This window comes from Falsihalocynthiibacter sp. S25ZX9 (assembly GCF_041205405.1).
Classification (GTDB): Bacteria; Pseudomonadota; Alphaproteobacteria; order Rhodobacterales; family Rhodobacteraceae; genus Falsihalocynthiibacter; species Falsihalocynthiibacter arcticus.
In genome coordinates this window covers 58,900-75,463 of the sequence record NZ_JBGFCD010000005.1, presented here as the reverse complement: position 1 = coordinate 75,463, position 16,564 = coordinate 58,900, and the positions used below count along the sequence as shown (strand labels likewise).

General features: G+C 53.8%; 15 protein-coding genes. 13 read left to right on the top strand and 2 right to left on the bottom strand.

Translation table 11 applies throughout. From position 1 onward, the window contains the following. Nucleotide 1: 1 nt before the first annotated feature. Genes AB9F29_RS07410 through AB9F29_RS07380 form a run of 7 tightly spaced genes read left to right on the top strand, consistent with a single transcriptional unit; the run spans nt 2 to nt 6,715 of the window. Nucleotides 2–625: an ATP-binding cassette domain-containing protein gene (locus AB9F29_RS07410; RefSeq protein ID WP_369755153.1), complete on the top strand. Its 624-nt coding sequence runs from the start codon at nt 2–4 to the stop codon at nt 623–625. Then, nucleotides 622–942, top strand: coding sequence for a cupin domain-containing protein (locus AB9F29_RS07405; RefSeq protein WP_369755152.1), 321 nt, complete (start codon nt 622–624; stop codon nt 940–942). The genes AB9F29_RS07410 and AB9F29_RS07405 overlap by 4 nt, the downstream gene beginning before the upstream one ends. After that, nucleotides 942–1,943 carry a Gfo/Idh/MocA family protein gene (locus AB9F29_RS07400; protein ID WP_369755151.1) on the top strand — a complete coding sequence of 334 codons (1,002 nt, stop codon included), beginning with the start codon at nt 942–944 and terminating at the stop codon, nt 1,941–1,943. The genes AB9F29_RS07405 and AB9F29_RS07400 overlap by 1 nt, the downstream gene beginning before the upstream one ends. Then, entirely contained in the window at nt 1,940–2,761 is an 822-nt protein-coding gene (locus AB9F29_RS07395) for an SDR family NAD(P)-dependent oxidoreductase (RefSeq protein ID WP_369755150.1), read from the top strand. Before AB9F29_RS07400 ends, AB9F29_RS07395 begins: the two co-directional genes overlap by 4 nt. After that, nucleotides 2,758–4,479 carry an L-arabinonate dehydratase gene (gene araD, locus AB9F29_RS07390; RefSeq protein ID WP_369755149.1) on the top strand — a complete coding sequence of 574 codons (1,722 nt, stop codon included), beginning with the start codon at nt 2,758–2,760 and terminating at the stop codon, nt 4,477–4,479. The genes AB9F29_RS07395 and araD overlap by 4 nt, the downstream gene beginning before the upstream one ends. Before the next feature lie 30 nt (nt 4,480–4,509). Next, the gene (locus AB9F29_RS07385) at nt 4,510–5,946 is read left to right on the top strand and encodes an NAD-dependent succinate-semialdehyde dehydrogenase (RefSeq protein WP_369755148.1); all 1,437 of its coding nucleotides are present in this window, start codon (nt 4,510–4,512) and stop codon (nt 5,944–5,946) included. 4 nt (nt 5,947–5,950) lie between these two features. Next, the gene (locus AB9F29_RS07380) at nt 5,951–6,715 is read left to right on the top strand and encodes an HpcH/HpaI aldolase/citrate lyase family protein (RefSeq protein WP_369755147.1); all 765 of its coding nucleotides are present in this window, start codon (nt 5,951–5,953) and stop codon (nt 6,713–6,715) included. Between the two features lie 22 nt (nt 6,716–6,737). Here AB9F29_RS07380 and AB9F29_RS07375 read toward each other — a convergent pair whose 3' ends face one another. Then, nucleotides 6,738–7,319 carry an HD domain-containing protein gene (locus AB9F29_RS07375; RefSeq protein ID WP_369755146.1) on the bottom strand — a complete coding sequence of 194 codons (582 nt, stop codon included), beginning with the start codon at nt 7,317–7,319 and terminating at the stop codon, nt 6,738–6,740. Continuing rightward, on the bottom strand, nt 7,316–8,461 hold the full coding sequence (locus AB9F29_RS07370) for a TauD/TfdA family dioxygenase (RefSeq protein WP_369755145.1): 1,146 nt from the start codon (nt 8,459–8,461) through the stop codon (nt 7,316–7,318). The genes AB9F29_RS07375 and AB9F29_RS07370 overlap by 4 nt, the downstream gene beginning before the upstream one ends. 98 nt (nt 8,462–8,559) lie before the next feature. On the opposite strand from AB9F29_RS07370, the gene AB9F29_RS07365 reads away from it, so the two are divergent. From AB9F29_RS07365 to AB9F29_RS07340, 6 genes are all read left to right on the top strand, one after another. Continuing rightward, the gene (locus tag AB9F29_RS07365; RefSeq protein WP_369755144.1) at nt 8,560–9,414 is read left to right on the top strand and encodes a LysR family transcriptional regulator; all 855 of its coding nucleotides are present in this window, start codon (nt 8,560–8,562) and stop codon (nt 9,412–9,414) included. Between the two features lie 128 nt (nt 9,415–9,542). Further along, nucleotides 9,543–10,337, top strand: coding sequence for a DeoR/GlpR family DNA-binding transcription regulator (locus AB9F29_RS07360; RefSeq protein WP_369755143.1), 795 nt, complete (start codon nt 9,543–9,545; stop codon nt 10,335–10,337). Next, complete coding sequence (locus AB9F29_RS07355) at nt 10,330–11,112, top strand: inositol monophosphatase family protein (protein WP_369755142.1); 783 nt, start codon at nt 10,330–10,332, stop codon at nt 11,110–11,112. The genes AB9F29_RS07360 and AB9F29_RS07355 overlap by 8 nt, the downstream gene beginning before the upstream one ends. Next, on the top strand, nt 11,113–12,795 hold the full coding sequence (locus AB9F29_RS07350; protein WP_369755141.1) for a Na/Pi cotransporter family protein: 1,683 nt from the start codon (nt 11,113–11,115) through the stop codon (nt 12,793–12,795). 88 nt (nt 12,796–12,883) lie between these two features. After that, a complete protein-coding gene (locus AB9F29_RS07345) occupies nt 12,884–13,639 on the top strand; it encodes a DeoR/GlpR family DNA-binding transcription regulator (protein WP_335583536.1) in 756 nt (251 codons plus the stop codon). 86 nt (nt 13,640–13,725) lie between these two features. Next, the gene (locus AB9F29_RS07340) at nt 13,726–16,188 is read left to right on the top strand and encodes an FAD-dependent oxidoreductase (RefSeq protein ID WP_369755140.1); all 2,463 of its coding nucleotides are present in this window, start codon (nt 13,726–13,728) and stop codon (nt 16,186–16,188) included. The last annotated feature ends 376 nt before the right edge of the window (nt 16,189–16,564 follow it).

Sequence of the window (16,564 nt, the reverse complement as noted above, 5' to 3'; positions counted from 1 at the left end):
AATGGTTGCGATGCTTGAGGTCAAAGGTCTTCAAAAAACCTATTATAAAGGACGGTTAAATCGCACGCCTAGCTTCCAGCTGAGCGCGGATTTCACAATTGAGAAACCGTCGATCGTGGGCATGATGGGGCCAAATGGCTCTGGAAAAACGACGCTGTTTGAACTGGTGACAGGGTCAAATGCCCCAACGAGTGGGCACGTGAATGTTCACGGGAAAAACATCCACCAAATCCGAGCGGACGAGCGCGACCGCCTCGCGATCCATTACCACCAATCCTATCAGGTGCGCAGTTTTCGCTCGTTAAAACCAAACGCCCTGATGAAACGCGCAGAGTCCGATTATCCCATGGTTCATCTGTTTGATGAGCCGCAGTTCAACACCCAAGATGGCTATATCGGTTTCATGCTGGATTTCTTTCGAAAACTACGATCCGAGGGACGGCTTGTGTTGTTGTGTGTGCACCCAAACGAGCGGTTTCACCTCGAGATTTTACAAGAGATTTGCGAGGAATTTATCTTTGTACAGAAGGGGGTTGTGACGCAACATTCAAGTTACGAAGAGGTGCTGAAATACGAACCTGCGCGCGCCTATCTTGGCCAGTTATTGAACGAGCGTGCGGCATGAGTGCGACATTTGAAAAAGCCGCGTTTGCGCTGCCCGTTGAGAGTGGCGACGTTAAAACTCGCTGGCAGGCTGAGGGTTTCACCTTTGGTATTTTCCAAGATGTTGCAGGGCAGGAATGGAATGATTTCGTTCATGATACCGACGAATATGTGCTGGTCGCACAGGGAACGCTCACGATTGGCGTTGGGGATGAGGTTGCGCAATGCGTCGCCGGGGACCTCGTCCGTATTCCGCGCGGAGCCGTACATTCGCTCAAAACGACCTCCATAAATGGCAGTATTTGGTATTACGGCTATGGCCGTTGGAAGCAAGCTTGATGTCGGAAGTTGAACATAAAGCCGCCCTCGTCGGCGCCGGAATGATTAGCGTTTATCATTTGCGTGCATGGCAGGCTGCGGGGGTTCCCGTTGTGGCGATTTGCGACATTGATCGGGAATCCGCCCTAAACCGTGCGCGTGAATTTGGAATTTCACACGTATATGATGACGCCGAACAGATGTTTGCCGATGGCGGCTTCTCCCTCGTTGATATAGCCGCATCGGTGACGGCGCATGACAGCGTCACACGCTTGGCGGCGGATCATGGCGTACATGTGATCTTGCAAAAACCAATGGTCGAAACCGTCGCCGAGGCCGAAGCCCTTGTCTCATATGTCGGCGAGAAAATCCGTTTTTGCATCCACGAAAACTACCGCTTTCGTCCGCATTACGTGACTGTGCGCCAGTGGATCAACGAGGGCCGCATTGGAGACGTACGCCATATTGCCATGTCGTGCCGTGGATCGGGCCTTTGTCCAAGGGAGGGGCAGGAGCCATTTTTGGTGGAACGCCAGCCCTATTTAAAAGGCTTTAAACGCAACCTCGTTTTTGAAACGATGATACACCACCTCGATGTGTGTCGTGCCATCGCTGGCCCCTTAACGGTTGTGGCGGCGCGGTTAAACAGACTGGCGTCGGGATTGCCCGGAGAAGACACGGCCTCGATTTTGATGGAAGGCAACGACGGTCTGATTGTGACCGCCGATGGGTGCATCTGTGCGCCCGGCTATGCGCCTCTGCATGGGGATCGCCTTGAGGTGATCGGTAGCACAGGCACAATTATGATGGATTACAACCGCGTATTTATCGTTGGCGATGAGGGAAATGCTGTCGAGGTAGATCTTCTGGGGCGCTATCAGGAAGGTTTTGATACAGCAACACGTGCCTTTGTTGAGGGAGTGCGAGATGGCACGCCCTTTGAGACAGATCGCTTGGATAACCTACAGACCTTGCGTTTAATGGAAAGCGTCTATGATGCCGCTGGCGTGGAGATTGAATGATGGAACCTAGTCCAACACTAACTCCGGAAATTGATATTCCTGCGCTGGACGGCTTGTTCAATGTGCAGGGGTTGCGGGTGTTTTTGCCGGGTGGCTATGGCGCTATCGGGGAGGCGATCAGTTGGGGGTTTGCCCGCCACGGCGCACATGTCGCGATTGCTGGCCCCAACGCGACCAAGGCGAGTGCGCTGGCGCAGAGAATTCGCGACAGTGGTGGACTGGCTGAGGGGTTTGGCATGAACGCCCGCGACACCGCCCAAATCGCGACAGTAACCGATGAAGTGGCCGAAACGCTGGGCGGCATTGATGTTCTGGTCAACTGTGTCGGCATCAACAAAGAGCAAAAGTTTGCCGATGTGTCGGCGGAAATATTTGACGAGATGTACGAGACAAACCTGAGGTCTGCGATGTTCTTGTCGCAATCGGTCGCGCGTCATCAGATTGCTGCGGGAAAAGGCGGGCGGCAAATTCATCTTGCATCGGTGCGCTCGCAATTGGCGCTGCGAAATCGCGGGTATTCGGCCTATTGCGCGACCAAAGGTGCCTTGGTGATGTTGGTCAAACAGCATGCGATGGAATTGGCACCCTACGGGATTACGGTCAACGGTATCGCCCCGACGTTTATCCAATCTGATCGTATCCGTCCGCACCTTGAGCGCGCAGAATTCAGGGACTTTATCCTTGAGCGTAACCCATTGGGCCGCATCGGCAGTCCTGTCGAAGTGGTGGGCCAAGTCATTGCTCTCGCGGCACCGGCGGGGAGTTATATCACGGGGCAGACAATTTACGTGGACGGAGGGGTGACGGCGAGCCAATGAAACATAATTTACGCAGTGCACGCTGGTTTGATGCCGATGATCTTCGGGGTTTTGGCCATCGGTCGCGGATCATGCAGATGGGGTATGGGGCCGAGGATTGGCAGGGAAAACCGGTCATCGCGATCCTGAACACGTGGTCGGATATCAATCCCTGTCACGCTCATTTCAAGCACCGCGTTGAGGATATTAAGCGCGGGATATTTCAGGCGGGCGGGTTCCCGATTGAACTACCCGCCATGTCCCTTTCCGAGAATTTCGTGAAGCCCACAACGATGCTGTATCGCAATATGCTGGCGATGGAGGTTGAGGAACTATTGCGGTCGCATCCTGTGGACGGGGCCGTGTTGATGGGGGGATGTGACAAGACAACTCCGGGTCTGTTGATGGGCGCGATCAGCATGAACCTTCCCGCCATTTTTGTGCCAGCGGGACCAATGTTGAGTGGCAATTTGAGGGGCGAGGTCTTGGGGTCTGGCTCCGATACATGGCGGTATTGGGACAAAAAACGCGCGGGTGAAATTGACGACAAGGAATGGCAGGCCGTCGAGGGCGGCATCGCCCGCAGCTATGGCCATTGCATGACAATGGGCACGGCCAGCACGATGACCGCGACGACCGAGGCCTTGGGCATGACCCTGCCGGGGGCGTCGTCCATTCCCGCGCCTGATGCCAACCATATTCGCATGTCTGCGGAATCTGGACGCCGGATCGTCGAGATGGTGCGCGAAGATCTCAAGCCATCGAATGTGTTGAGCCGCACGTCGTTCGAGAATGCAATCAAGGTTGCCATGGCGCTTGGGTGTTCGACAAATGCGATCATCCATTTGATTGCCGAGGGGCGGCGGGCAGGGTTTGATATTTCGCTGGCGGATTTTGAAGCCGTCAGTCGCACCATTCCGGTTTTGGCCAATATTCGCCCCTCTGGTGAAAAATACCTGATGCAGGATTTCTTCTTTGCGGGTGGACTTCCCGCATTGATGGCACGGATGCAGGGCATGCTTGATCTGGATGCCAAGTCGGTAACAGGGCGCACAATCGGCGCGGAGATCTCGAATGCCGAGGTCTGGAACGATGACGTCATCCGCCCGCTCGACAACCCCGTTTACAAAGAGGGGGCGCTTGCTGTTCTACATGGCAATCTTGCGCCCGATGGCTGTGTGATTAAACCCTCGGCCTGTGCACCAAAGTTTCTAAAACACCGTGGTCCGGCCCTTGTTTTTGACAGCTATGCCCAAATGAAGGCCGAAATTGACGCGCCCGGTTTGGATGTCACTGAGAACACCGTGCTCATTATGCGTGGCGCAGGACCGCAAGGAGGGCCGGGGATGCCCGAATGGGGGATGTTGCCGATTCCGCAAAAGCTTTTGAAGGCGGGGGTGCGCGACATGATCCGCATATCGGACGCGCGGATGAGTGGAACGAGTTATGGCGCTTGCATCCTGCACGTCGCGCCAGAAGCGCATTTGGGCGGGCCGCTGGCATTGGTTCAAACGGGCGATATGATTGATCTGGATGTAGATGCACGCCGCATTTACATGGAAGTTTCCGACTCCGAGTTGGAGCATCGCCGCGCCTTGTGGCAGCCCCCTAAACCCAAGTTTGAACGCGGATATGGCTGGATGTTTGCCCGCCATATCACACAGGCCAATGAGGGCTGTGACTTTGACTATCTCGAAGCCAGTTTTGGGGCAAATCCGCCCGAGCCTGAAATTCTATAATCCATTAATACGCAAGTTAGGACGATAAAAATGAGTGATTTCATCCCTAAAATTCTGATCGGAGGCACGTTTCGGACCACAACCGATCTGGCTCCGATTGATGTCATCAACCCCTGCACCGAAGAGGTTTTGTGGCAAGTACCGTCCTGTGATGCGAGTCACGTTGAGGAAGCCCTGAGCCACGCCCGTGCGGCATTGAAAACATGGTCGGCGGTTCATGGTTGGCAACGCGCGTCAGTGCTGCGGGGCATTGCCGCCGCGATGACGCGTCGTAAGGATGATTTGTCTAAGGCGCTCTCGTTGGAGATCGGGCGTCCGCTGTCGCAAGCTGAGGGCGAAGCAAACGCCGCGATTGAACAGTTTGAGTGGTTCGCAGGCGAAGCAGAGCGTCTGTTTGGTGAAACCATCCCGTCGCGCCAAGGCGGGCGATTGGTGATCGAAAGCGAGCCGGTTGGCATCGTCGCGGCATTTACGGCGTGGAATTTCCCGATCAATTTGGTCGCGCGTAAAATTGCCCCGGCTTTGGCGGCGGGCTGTCCGATTATTTGCCGACCGTCCGAGCAAACGCCGATGACCTCCACTATAATTGCGGAATGTTGTGTCGAAGGTGGCGCGCCCGCAGGCGTTGTGCAGCTTCTACAGGGGCGCGCCGAGAATATTTCGCCAGCGCTGATGGCCTCAAACGATGTGCGTAAAATATCGCTAACGGGATCGACCCGCGTGGGCCAGATGCTGATGGCGGAAGCGGCAAAAACCGTCAAGCGCACCTCGATGGAATTGGGCGGCCACGCGCCCGTTATTGTCTGCGAAGACGCGGATATTGATGTGGCAGCAGAGCTTTGTGCCACGTTCAAGTTCCGAAATGCCGGACAAGTTTGTATTTCGCCAAATCGTTTTTACGTGCATGCTTCCAAGGCCGAGAGGTTCATCGAAAAGATGGTGGCATCGGCACAAGAGCTGGTCGTGGGCGATAGCCAGGATGCCGCAAGTACGATGGGGCCGATTTCGCTCGCCTCCCAGCGGGACCGTATCGAGGCATTGATTGCGGATACGATCAAAAGTGGAGCCAAGTTGCGGACGGGAGGGGGGCGTCCAGCCCATTTAAATAAGGGCTATTATATTGAACCAACGGTGTTTTCCGATGTGCCTGATGACGCCCGAATAATGTGGGACGAACCCTTTGGCCCCGTGGCACCCATTGCCACATTTACCGATCTAGACGAGGTGATTGAACGCGCAAATTCAACGCCTTACGGGCTGGCAGCCTATGCGTTTACCGGAAGTCACAAGGCGGCGGAAACCCTTTCCAAAGGGCTGCACGCGGGCATGGTTGGCATCAATAATTTCCTTGTGGCCCATGCCGAAGCACCTTTTGGCGGCGTTGACCATTCAGGCAGTGGACGCGAGGGCGGGCAGCAAGCAATCTATGATTACCTCAACACCAAAATGACGCATTTTACGTGGTGAACCGATGCCCTTTGTAAATCCTCTAAAACAGAAATGGGCAGATGGGAAGGCCGTGGTGAACGGCTGGATCTCGGCTCCTGGCATCCTTTCCGCCGAAATTATGGCGCGGGCTGGCTGGGACTGTATCACTATTGATATGCAACACGGAACGGCGGATTATCGTGATTTATTATCGATTTTACCAGTCTTAGGGCAAACGGACACGCCCGCATTGGTGCGGGTTCCGTGGAACCGACCGGAAGATATCATGCGGGCGCTTGATGCGGGGGCGGTTGGAATTATTGCGCCGATGATTGAGAATGCCGATGACGCGCGGGCGTTGGTCGAGGCGTGCTTGTATGCACCTGACGGGGCGCGTAGCTTTGGCCCTATCAGGGCGCGGTTGGCCTATGGCAACAGCTATGCGCGTGACGCCAACCAAAATATACTGCCGATAGCGATGATCGAAACCAAATCTGCGCTCGACGACCTCGACGCCATCTTGCAGGTGGAGGGGCTTGGAGCGGTTTACATCGGACCCGCAGACTTGTCGTTGGTGCATGGGTTTCCACCCGGATTTGATCGCGAAGAGCCTGAAATGCTTGCCCTTTTGAGCCACATTTTAGCTCAGGCCACGAAGTTTGGTGTGCCCGCGGGGATTCATTGTGGCACGCCAGCCTATGCAAAACGAATGGTTGCCATGGGGTTTCAACTCGTGACTGTCGGCTCTGATATGCGATTTATGGAAGCAGGAATTGCGCAGGCCTTAGTGGAAATGAGAGCGCCCTAAGTGCCTGCTGCTCCAAACGGAATTATGTTTTTTGGTCAACAAGGCGTTGAACCATCGGCGCAAAATGCCAAAAGTCGGGCGTTTTCATATCTTCCCGTTTACCCGCGTCGTCAAGATAGCGAACGGCGATAATATCTTTCAAATTTGGATTTCTTTCGAACTCAGCGACTTCCTCAACGCTCATCGGTCCGCCCTGCAAATGCAGTGTGTGTACTGAAGCGGCACTGAGACGCGAGAAATATTCAGGTTTTGTCGCGCAGAGATAGCGTTTTGCAGCCACATGGTAGCGGCAACAATCGGTGATAACGGTCTGAAAAAACCGCTCAAGCACCTCGGCACCGGCGTCTTCGTGGTGACGGTCTTCGGTGTCGTCTGGACTGTAGGTGCCAAATTCGCTGGTGAAATGGCCGATGTCATGCAGGAGCGCAGCCACGATGATTTCTTCCGATTGCCCGTTTTGCTCGGCAATCGTGGCCCCTTGAAGCATGTGTTCGCCCATTGTCACAGGCTCACCCAGATATTCCTCCCCGCCGCGACGATCAAAAATGGAGCCAAGGAAATCCACGATATTTCCCGCATTTAGGGTCTCGATTTCAGGTTTCATTCGGCGGCCTCCAAAATAGGGGATCGAAGCAATGCGTTATAGGTTGAACGCAGCCCGTCTTTATCGGCATAGCACCCCTGAAGCCAGCGGGTACCTTCGCCCGAATACCCCTTGCGGGCATGTAAAACGCGGGTGTTATCGACGACAAAACTCTCGCCGGGGGCGAGGCGGAAAGTGACCTCCATCGCGGGGTCGTCAATGATTTCGGCGAACCGGCGATAGGCCGCGTAATAGAGCGCCATTTTATCGAACGGAACATCGGTAATGGCCGCGAGTGAGCGGTTGTTGAAGCGCACGCCAATCAATTCCCCATCGGGGGCAAGTTCGATCATTGGGCGGCGGGAGGTGAGGCAAACGCCTTCCTCGCCCGCGTATTCAAATCGGGCACAATGATCGGCCAACACATCAAAATACGCCTCGTTTTCGTCGCGCAATCGTTGCGCGGCGGCAAACCCGTCAACAACCATGTTCTCGCCCCCTGCGGCGGAACTTTCGAGACAATAGAGCACCTGAACCGTGGGCACTGGATCGCGGTAGGGATTGTCGGTATGCGCCTGAAGGCCAAGCCCCGTGAAGGCGAGATTGGTTGGGTTTACTTCTGTGCGCACCTCGAAATGCTTGCCGTAATTTGTTTCACGCACATAGCCAAACAAATCGACGATTTTGTACAGTGCACCATGTTCAATCGGCCCGTTGGTTATTTTCCCAAAACCAAGTTTTGTGACCAATCCCAACCAAATGCGGAGCGCGTCCTTGTTGCTGGACAGTTCCGAAAAATCACCAGTGGGCACATCGGATTTTAGGGCATTGTTCCAAACTTCGATGCCTGCGTTGGTCCAGCCACGTTTGCCAATTTGGGCGCGGTCATAGGCATTTGTTTCCAGACATTCCAGATCGTAAGTGAGCGTTTTCTGCTCGGGGTCGAAATCGACCTGAAGGCCACCGCCGCTCAAACGCGCGTCTGTGATGCGGGTTTCGGAAGGCAAATCGCTGAGGGTAATTAGCTTTTGCCCATTCCCAACCGCGCGAGTTTCGGGATCGGTGGCATTATCGCGCAACCATATCGCGTGAAAGCGGTAGGTGCCGGTTGCGGTTTCCAATTTTAGAAACGTGCCGAACGGGTCGACGCTCACTTTGGTCATATGAAATGCTCCAGTTGCAAAGATTTTCAACGACAGCATTTCAAAAAATTGACATAAGTTCAAATTAGAAAAATATACTCTGAGCATCGGAATAATTAATGGAAAACAGCAGACTTAAGTTGCCGCCGCTTGAATGGATACGTGCCTTTGAGGCTGCTGCGCGCTGTGGAAGTTTCACGGCTGCGGCGGGGGAAACAGGCCTGACCCAATCGGCCATTAGTCAGCGTATCGGGCATTTGGAAAAGCTCCTTGGGGCTAAATTATTTGAGCGGCGTCCTCGCGCAATTGCTCTGACTGTAGAAGGTGAGGCGTGGTTGCCGCACGTGCGTTCGGCGCTGAGCAGCTTACAGGACAGTTCCGAAGCGTTGTTTGGTGCGCGGCGTGGGAGGGTGACGATTTCGGCGAGCCTGTCCGTTATTGACCTGTGGCTTGCGCCGCGCCTTCAACGGCTCACCGAAAAGACGGCAGCACAAATATCGTTGCAAACCATGGTTCTAGGGGCGCATAGCGTGCCGCAGGATGAGGTTATCCGCATTCGCTATGGCTCGGGTGACTGGCCGCATTTCTATACGCACCGGCTCTATTCCGAGAAAATTACGCCCGTTGTCGCGCCCGAATTCACACGGCGGGAGGACCCGTGGACAAGTTGGCCACGGATCACGGTTTCGGGGCCGCGACCAAGTTGGAATGACTGGGCGGATCAGTTTGGAATCCCCACCACGCCGCTGCCCGTTCTGCGCCTTGATACCTATGCTCCGGCGCAGACCATTGCGCGGGCAGGGGGCGGTGTTTTGCTGGCATCGCTAGCTTTGTGCGAAGCCGATCTTAAGGCGGGAAATCTTGTGCGTGTGTCGGACGATGTGCTCGCCCACCATGAAAGCTATTGGATGCTCGCGAGTAAGGAGGCCGTGACGAAACCCCAATGGGACGACCTTGTTTCTGCGCTGAAATAGGGTGCAGAAGACGTATTTCTGACGATATGTGTGGGCAGGATTTCCCAAAACGGTCATAACTCCACAATTTTCATGGATTGTTGTGGGTTTTAGGTGTATTGCTTTGTCAAAACAACAAGGCCGCTAAATTGAAGAAACAACATTCCCATTCCCATCGCGAACTTGAGTTGCTCAATGCCATACGAAGAATTGGTGGCTTTGCCCGCAATTCGGAACTGGCGACCGTGTTGGATGTCTCAGAGGAAACCGTGCGTCGCACGATCAAAGGTCTTTCAAAATCCGGTACCATCGCCCGTGTTCACGGGGGCGCCTATTTGGTGGGAACCCAGAGCGACCCCAGCTTTTTCAAACGCATTGCCCAGAATTCCGACGAGAAACGCCTGGTTGCGCAAGAGGCAGCACAGCTCGCCGCCGACGGTATGACGCTGTTTTTGGATGTCGGAAGCACAACAGCGTTTGTAGCTGAGGAGTTGCGGGTGCATCATAATCTGACAGTCGTTACAAACTCCATTCGGGTGTCGCAAACGCTGGTGGGGCATAACGACAATCGCGTATTTTTACTGGGTGGAGAGATGCAATCGAACGAGCTTGGTGCCTTTGGCTATGTCACCGAAACGCAGGCGCGGCGCTATAGTTTTGACCGCGCGTTTTTGAGTGCGGATGCCCTAAGCTCCACAATAGGCTTTCTGTATTTGGATCCCGCTGAGGCAGATTTGGCGTCGGTCGTGATTGACTGTGCAGACATTACGGTCGCGGCGATGACGCATCATAAGTTCGACAAGACTGCGCCGCACCGCAGCTTTCATCCGAGTGAAATTCAAACATTGGTTGTCGATCAGGCACCTGAAAAACCTTTGGCCACGAGCCTTGAAAAATGGGACGTCGCCTTGCGTGTGTCCAAAAAGGAAAACGATCATGAATGACGCGCAAGATTTCGAAATGAAGCATGCACAGGGCGTGGCTGATATCGCTGCAGAAGCCGCGCGGGGTTATTTTCGCAACCCTTTGCAGGTTGAGTTTAAAGCGGATGAAAGCCCTGTAACGCAGGCCGACCGAGGCGTCGAATCCAAGGTCCGTGCGTATCTAGGTGAGCATTTTCCCGACGATGGGATTTGGGGCGAAGAGCACGGAACCCAGGGCGAAGATCGCGAATGGATGTGGGTTGTAGACCCGATTGACGGAACGCGTTCGTTCCTTTCTGGGAACCCGCTGTTTGGATTTTTGGCGGCGCGTATGCATCACGGAGTGCCCGAAATCGGTGTGATTGGTATGCCCGCTTTGGGCGAAACCCTCATTGGCAAACGCAACGGTGCGGCGACTTTGAATGGGCAGAAAATTCAGACGTCCACCCAAACGTCGCTGGATCATGCGGTATTATATATCAACGAAGCTGATAAAATTTATCAGGCCCATCCGGAGGTTTTCGCAAAGCTAGTAGCGAGCGGACAAACGCGCCGATTTGCCTATGATTGCTATCCGCACGCGTTGGTTGCAATGGGGCATGTGGATGCGGTTGTGGATTATGATCTTCAGCCCTACGACTATTTAGCGGTATTGGCTGTTGTCGAGGCGGCAGGCGGGATTATGACCGATTGGCAGGGGCGCACGTTAACCGACAAATCCGCGTGCCAGCCCGTAATTTGCGCGGCAACTCCCGAGTTACATGCCCAACTTTTGGCGATCGTGAGTATTTCTTAAATGGCAATTATTAGTTTCCTCATAAGCCTCTCTGGCGCAACAATGCTGCTTTTGTTTGCCGTTCGCATGGTGCGAACCGGTATTGAGCGCAGCTTTGGCGCGTCGTTTCAACGGGTCTTGACCCAAAACAAAAGCCTGATGGGCTCAAGCGCGACGGGCGTGGCACTGGCGATTGTTTTGCAAAGCTCGGCGGCTGTCGCGCTGTTGACGGCTGGGTTTGCAGCCAGTGGATTTTTGGCGTTCCCAACGGGCCTTGCCATCGTGCTCGGCGGCGATTTGGGGTCTGCGTTGATCATTCAGATTCTATCCTTCAAGATGGACTGGCTTATCCCAATGCTCCTGGCTGTTGGGGGGTGGTTGTTTGTTAAAACCGACCACAAAAACGGCCGCCAATTGGGGCGTATCCTCATGGGCGTCGCGTTTATTTTGATCTCGCTTCAGTTTTTGCGCGAAGCCGTGACTCCCATTCGGGATAGCGCGTTTTTGCCTGCTATCGCGGACTATCTTTCACGCGATTTTGTCACGGCATTTATCGTCGGGGCGGCCCTCGCGTTTGTGATGCATTCAAGTGTCGCGGCGATTTTGATGTGCGTTACGCTTGTGCAAATCGGCGCTATTCCATTTGACGCCGCGCTTTCGCTCATGTTGGGTGCGAACCTCGGTAGCGCCTTCATTCCGATTTGGTTGACGCGCGGCATGCCGACCGTTGCGCGCAGCATTCCAGCCGCAAATCTCTTGGTGCGAGGCAGTTGGGCTATTCTGGTTTTACTCGGGCTGAATTTGGCCGCCGATCCGACTATGCTGATGTTTACCAGCCCAAGCCAATCGCTGATTTACGCGCATATCGGGTTTAACCTTTCCCTGTTGATTGTTGTGCTTCCGTTCTGCCGCGTCTTGGAACCCGTGCTTCAAATGCTGATGCCAAGTGCGGCGCCTGCGGACAACAACCTCGGTGAACAGGAAGTTGGTTCCGCGCTTGATCCTTCGACCGCCGAGACGCCAACACTCGCGATTGCAAGCTTAAGACGCGAATTGTTGCACATGGTTGGGCTGGTCGAACGTATGTTCAAAAGTGTTCCAGATCTTTATGAAACGGGCGATCGAGATAAGATTCGGGCGGTTCGCACCCAAGATTATCAAGTCAATAAATCGCTCTCGGAAATTCGCTCATTTGTCGCGCATATGCCGCAGGAAAACTACACCAAGGAAGACAAGAAAATTGTGCGCGGACTAATGGATTACGCCATTCGCCTAGAAACCGCAGGCGATGTGATCGCCAAAACAATGACGACGATTGTTGAAGAAAAATACGAAATTCACGCCGAGTTCTCCTCCGAAGGGTGGGCGGAACTTTTGCGGATGCACGAAGCGGTCGTTGCCAATCTGAGGCTTGCCAGCAATGTTTTGGTGTCTGATGATCTTGAGAGTGCCAGACTTTTGGTGATGGAGAAATCCGAGATCAAACGCTCGGAGCGCAAAAGCCGCAAAAACCATTTAACTCGTCTTCAAAATGGGCGCGGCGACAGTTTTCGTTCTAGTGACGTCCACTTGGAAACATTGCGCGCGCTGCGGGATGTGAACAGTCATATCGCGGCCATTGCCTATCCAGTTCTGTATCGAAACGGCCAATTGCTTGAAACGCGGCTCATTCAGGAAATGGACTTACACGAGGAAGATAGCTGACACGGATGTATTGGATGTGGATTCCCCATGGACGTTCCTGTCAAGATTTGGCAAAACTTGGCATGTGAAATCGAAAAGGCCGTCGTCAATGCTCCCCTCCGAACGCCACGCGATCATTTTGCGCGAAGTTAAAACGCAACCAGCGGTCTCAATTCGAATGCTCACTGAAAAGCTGGGCGTGACGCGCGAAACCGTGCGCAAGGATATCGAACAACTGGCTGGCGAGAATAAACTGAGCAAAGTGCGCGGTGGGGCGACGCAAATCCTGACGCGAGAGCCGGAAGTTTCAACGCGGGTGGCGACGAACCCCCTCGGAAAGGCGAAAATCGCCAAACATATTCTTGGGAAAATCCCCGATGGGGCATCGATCATTGTTGATAATGGGTCAACGACTTTCGCGGTTGCACGTCTGTTGCGGGAGTTCCGCACTGATTTGATTGTGCATACGAACGACCTTAGAATTGCCGAACTTCTGGGGCCTGTTTCACGGGAAATTACGGTTTTAGGCGGGCGTCTTGATGTCGCAGAAAACGCGACGTTTGGGCTTGATGCGATGGAGCAACTGGCACGGTATCGCGCCGAATTTGCGTTGATCAGCACGGGCGGTTTGGTCGCGCGTGCTTTGTTTACAGATTTTTCGCGTGACGCCGCTGACCTGCGGCATTTGATGCTTCAGCAGGCCGAACAACCGTTTATATTGGCCGACAGCAGCAAGTTTGATGTCGTTGGGCATGTGGTTATGCGGCCTTTGCCTGCGCGCACAGTTGTCGTTGTCGATACAGAGCCGCCAGTAGAAATTACCGCTGCTATGAGCGATCAGGGGATTGTTTTCGAAACGGCTTAATGCAAACAAAAGAAAACATTTGCCAAATTTTGCAAAATGACATTTAGTCAGACTCAAAATCTGATACCTGTGCATGGAGTCGCAAAATGGCCAAAATCAATCTTCCAGAAAGAGCGCAATATGTGATCGTAGGCGGCGGGATCGTCGGATGTTCGGTGGCCTATCATTTGGCCAAAATGGGCCACACCGACATTGTTTTGCTTGAGCAGGGCCAGTTGAGTTGCGGCACGACCTGGCATGCGGCGGGCTTGGTGGGGCAATTGCGCAGCCAACCTGCGATGACGAACCTCATCAAATATTCAACCGAACTTTATGCCCAGCTTGAAGCGGAAACGGGGTTGGCAACGGGTTGGAAGCAGTGCGGATCGGTGACCGTTGCCCGCACCGATGACCGCATGACGATGTTGCTGCGCACCGCCGCAGCAGCCCGCGCACAGGGTGTTGAGGTTGAGGTTATTTCACCAAGTGAGGCCCAAGAAAAATGGCCCGTTATGCAGGTTGACGATGTTCTCGGAGGGTTATGGATGCCAAGCGATGGCAAGGCGAACCCGACCGATTTGACCCAATCCCTCGCCAAAGGTGCGCGGATGCGGGGCGCTAAAATCATAGAAGGCGTGCAGGTTACCGATGTCTTAACCAAAGACGGTGCGGTGACGGGTGTTGTGACTGATCAGGGAACGATTGAGGCGCAGGTCGTGGTGAATTGTGCGGGGCAATGGGCACGGTCGTTGGGGAAAATGTGTGGTGTGAATGTGCCGCTTCACTCGGCGGAACACATGTATATTGTTACTGAGCGCATTGAGGGCGTGAACCCCGATCTGCCCGTTTTGCGCGATCCAGACGGGTATATTTACTTCAAAGAGGAAACTGGTGGATTGGTCATGGGGGGCTTTGAGCCACAGGCGAAACCTTGGGCGATGGACGGCATCCCCGACAAGTTTTACTTTCAACTGTTGCCTGATGACTGGGAGCAATTCGAAATTCTTCTGGAAAACGCGCTGATCCGTGTGCCGCAAATGGAGCACACAGGCGTGCGTAAATTTTATAATGGTCCTGAGAGTTTTACGCCGGACAATAATTATTTGTTGGGTGAGGCGCCAGAATTGAAGAACTTCTTTGTCGGCGCAGGCTTTAATTCGATGGGTATCGCCAGCGCAGGCGGGGCAGGGCGTGCGCTGGCGGAATGGATAGTTGAGGGCGCGGCGACATCGGATTTATTTGCTGTCGATATCCGCCGTTTTGCAAATTTCAACAACAACCCAACGTGGTTGCATGATCGCGTTAAGGAAACCTTGGGGCTGCATTATGCCATGCCGTGGCCCAATCGCGAGTTGGAAACCGCGCGCCCGTTTCGACGGTCGGCGTTGTTTGATCGGCTTGCGGGCAAAGGAGCGGTTTTTGGTTCGAAAATGGGCTGGGAGCGTGCCAATTGGTTTGCGAATGAGGGCCAAAAAAGGGAAACTGAATATAGTTTTGGCCGTCAAAATTGGCATGAAAACGTGGCGGCGGAACATAAATCTACGCGCGACGGGGTTTCGATCTTTGATCAAAGCTCGTTTGCGAAACTGTTGGTGCAGGGACGGGACGCCTGTGCGCAACTCAACCGGATTTGCGCGGCGAATGTTGATGTTGCGGTGGGGACCACGGTTTATACGGGTCTGCTTAATGAACGAGGCGGCTTTGAAAGCGACCTCACGGTTTTGCGGCGGAATGAACAGGAGTTTTTGTTGATTACAGGCTCGGCACAACCCGTGCACGACGCCGATTGGATTCGGAAAAACTTCAGCAAGGACGCGCATGTTTTCCTTACGGATGTGACCTCGGCGTGGTCGGTTCTGGCCGTAATGGGGCCAAAATCCCGCGCGGTTTTGCGCAAGGTTTCGAAGGCGAATTTCTCAAATGCGACCTTTCCGTTTGGCTCGTCGCAAGAGATTGACCTTGGCTATGCGACAGTGATTGCCAATCGGATGACCTATGTTGGCGAACTTGGTTGGGAGTTGATTGTTCCGGTTGAGTTTACGGTCGGCGTTTATGAAAATTTGATGCGGGCTGGCGCTGAATTCGGTCTGCGAGACGCGGGGTATTATGCGCTAGACGGCCTTCGGATTGAGAAGGGATATCGCGCATGGGGGCGTGAATTGACGCCCGATATTACGCCGCTTCAGGCGGGGCTTGGTTTTGCTGTTGATTTTGCAAAGCCCGATGATTTTATCGGAAAGGCGGCGCTTTTGGCGGCCAAAGCGGACCCCGCGCATTTTAACACCCGCATTGTTCAACTCGTTTTGGAGGATGGCGCGGCGCAGCTTTGGGGTGGGGAGGCCGTGTCGTGTGATGGAGCAGAAATCGGCGAAGTGCGCTCGGCTGCCTATGGGCATACATTTGGTGCATCGGTTGCGTTGTGTTTGATCGAGGCCGAGGAGAAAATCACCGCTGATTTCCTTAAGAATCATAGGTTTCAAATTGATCTGGCTGGGGTGAAATATGTGGCCAAAGCCTATCTGCGAACGCCCTATGATCCAAAGAATGAAAGACCAAAATCTGAGGATTGAAGTCTGTCTCCCAAAAAAACGCGCGGTAACGTTTTGCCGATGCTAGAATATTTGGATTAGTGGTGAAATATTAGGCACACCAGTTGGAGATTTCATTTTTGAATCTGTGAGGCGGCAGCTCGCGGGAAAAAGGTGCGTTTCGTCTTAGACTTGCAACGCCATACAGGGAGTGCCGGGGCAAGACTGCATTTAAGACGGGTTTTGATTGCGGATTGTTTCATCAAATTCCGCTTCAGTGCTTTGTAAATAAACGAAATTCAGTTTGGAGCTTGCGGCGTCCATTGAGCAATAAACTTTGGATGAAAAAACGCGACCCATACCGCGTGTTGGACGGTAAAATTAACAGTAGGGCGCTAGATTTCCATGGCATAGGTAA

Bases quoted from the DNA above. Each gene is read 5' to 3' on its own strand.
- AB9F29_RS07380 (WP_369755147.1), top strand. From the start codon at position 5,951: ATGCCCTTTGTAAATCCTCTAAAACAGAAATGGGCAGATGGGAAGGCC.
- AB9F29_RS07385 (WP_369755148.1), top strand. From the start codon at position 4,510: ATGAGTGATTTCATCCCTAAAATTCTGATCGGAGGCACGTTTCGGACC.
- araD (WP_369755149.1), top strand. From the start codon at position 2,758: ATGAAACATAATTTACGCAGTGCACGCTGGTTTGATGCCGATGATCTT.
- AB9F29_RS07400 (WP_369755151.1), top strand. From the start codon at position 942: ATGTCGGAAGTTGAACATAAAGCCGCCCTCGTCGGCGCCGGAATGATT.
- AB9F29_RS07340 (WP_369755140.1), top strand. From the start codon at position 13,726: ATGGCCAAAATCAATCTTCCAGAAAGAGCGCAATATGTGATCGTAGGC.
- AB9F29_RS07395 (WP_369755150.1), top strand. From the start codon at position 1,940: ATGATGGAACCTAGTCCAACACTAACTCCGGAAATTGATATTCCTGCG.
- AB9F29_RS07370 (WP_369755145.1), bottom strand. From the start codon at position 8,461: ATGACCAAAGTGAGCGTCGACCCGTTCGGCACGTTTCTAAAATTGGAA.
- AB9F29_RS07365 (WP_369755144.1), top strand. From the start codon at position 8,560: ATGGAAAACAGCAGACTTAAGTTGCCGCCGCTTGAATGGATACGTGCC.
- AB9F29_RS07350 (WP_369755141.1), top strand. From the start codon at position 11,113: ATGGCAATTATTAGTTTCCTCATAAGCCTCTCTGGCGCAACAATGCTG.
- AB9F29_RS07375 (WP_369755146.1), bottom strand. From the start codon at position 7,319: ATGAAACCTGAAATCGAGACCCTAAATGCGGGAAATATCGTGGATTTC.
- AB9F29_RS07405 (WP_369755152.1), top strand. From the start codon at position 622: ATGAGTGCGACATTTGAAAAAGCCGCGTTTGCGCTGCCCGTTGAGAGT.
- AB9F29_RS07410 (WP_369755153.1), top strand. From the start codon at position 2: ATGGTTGCGATGCTTGAGGTCAAAGGTCTTCAAAAAACCTATTATAAA.
- AB9F29_RS07355 (WP_369755142.1), top strand. From the start codon at position 10,330: ATGAATGACGCGCAAGATTTCGAAATGAAGCATGCACAGGGCGTGGCT.
- AB9F29_RS07345 (WP_335583536.1), top strand. From the start codon at position 12,884: ATGCTCCCCTCCGAACGCCACGCGATCATTTTGCGCGAAGTTAAAACG.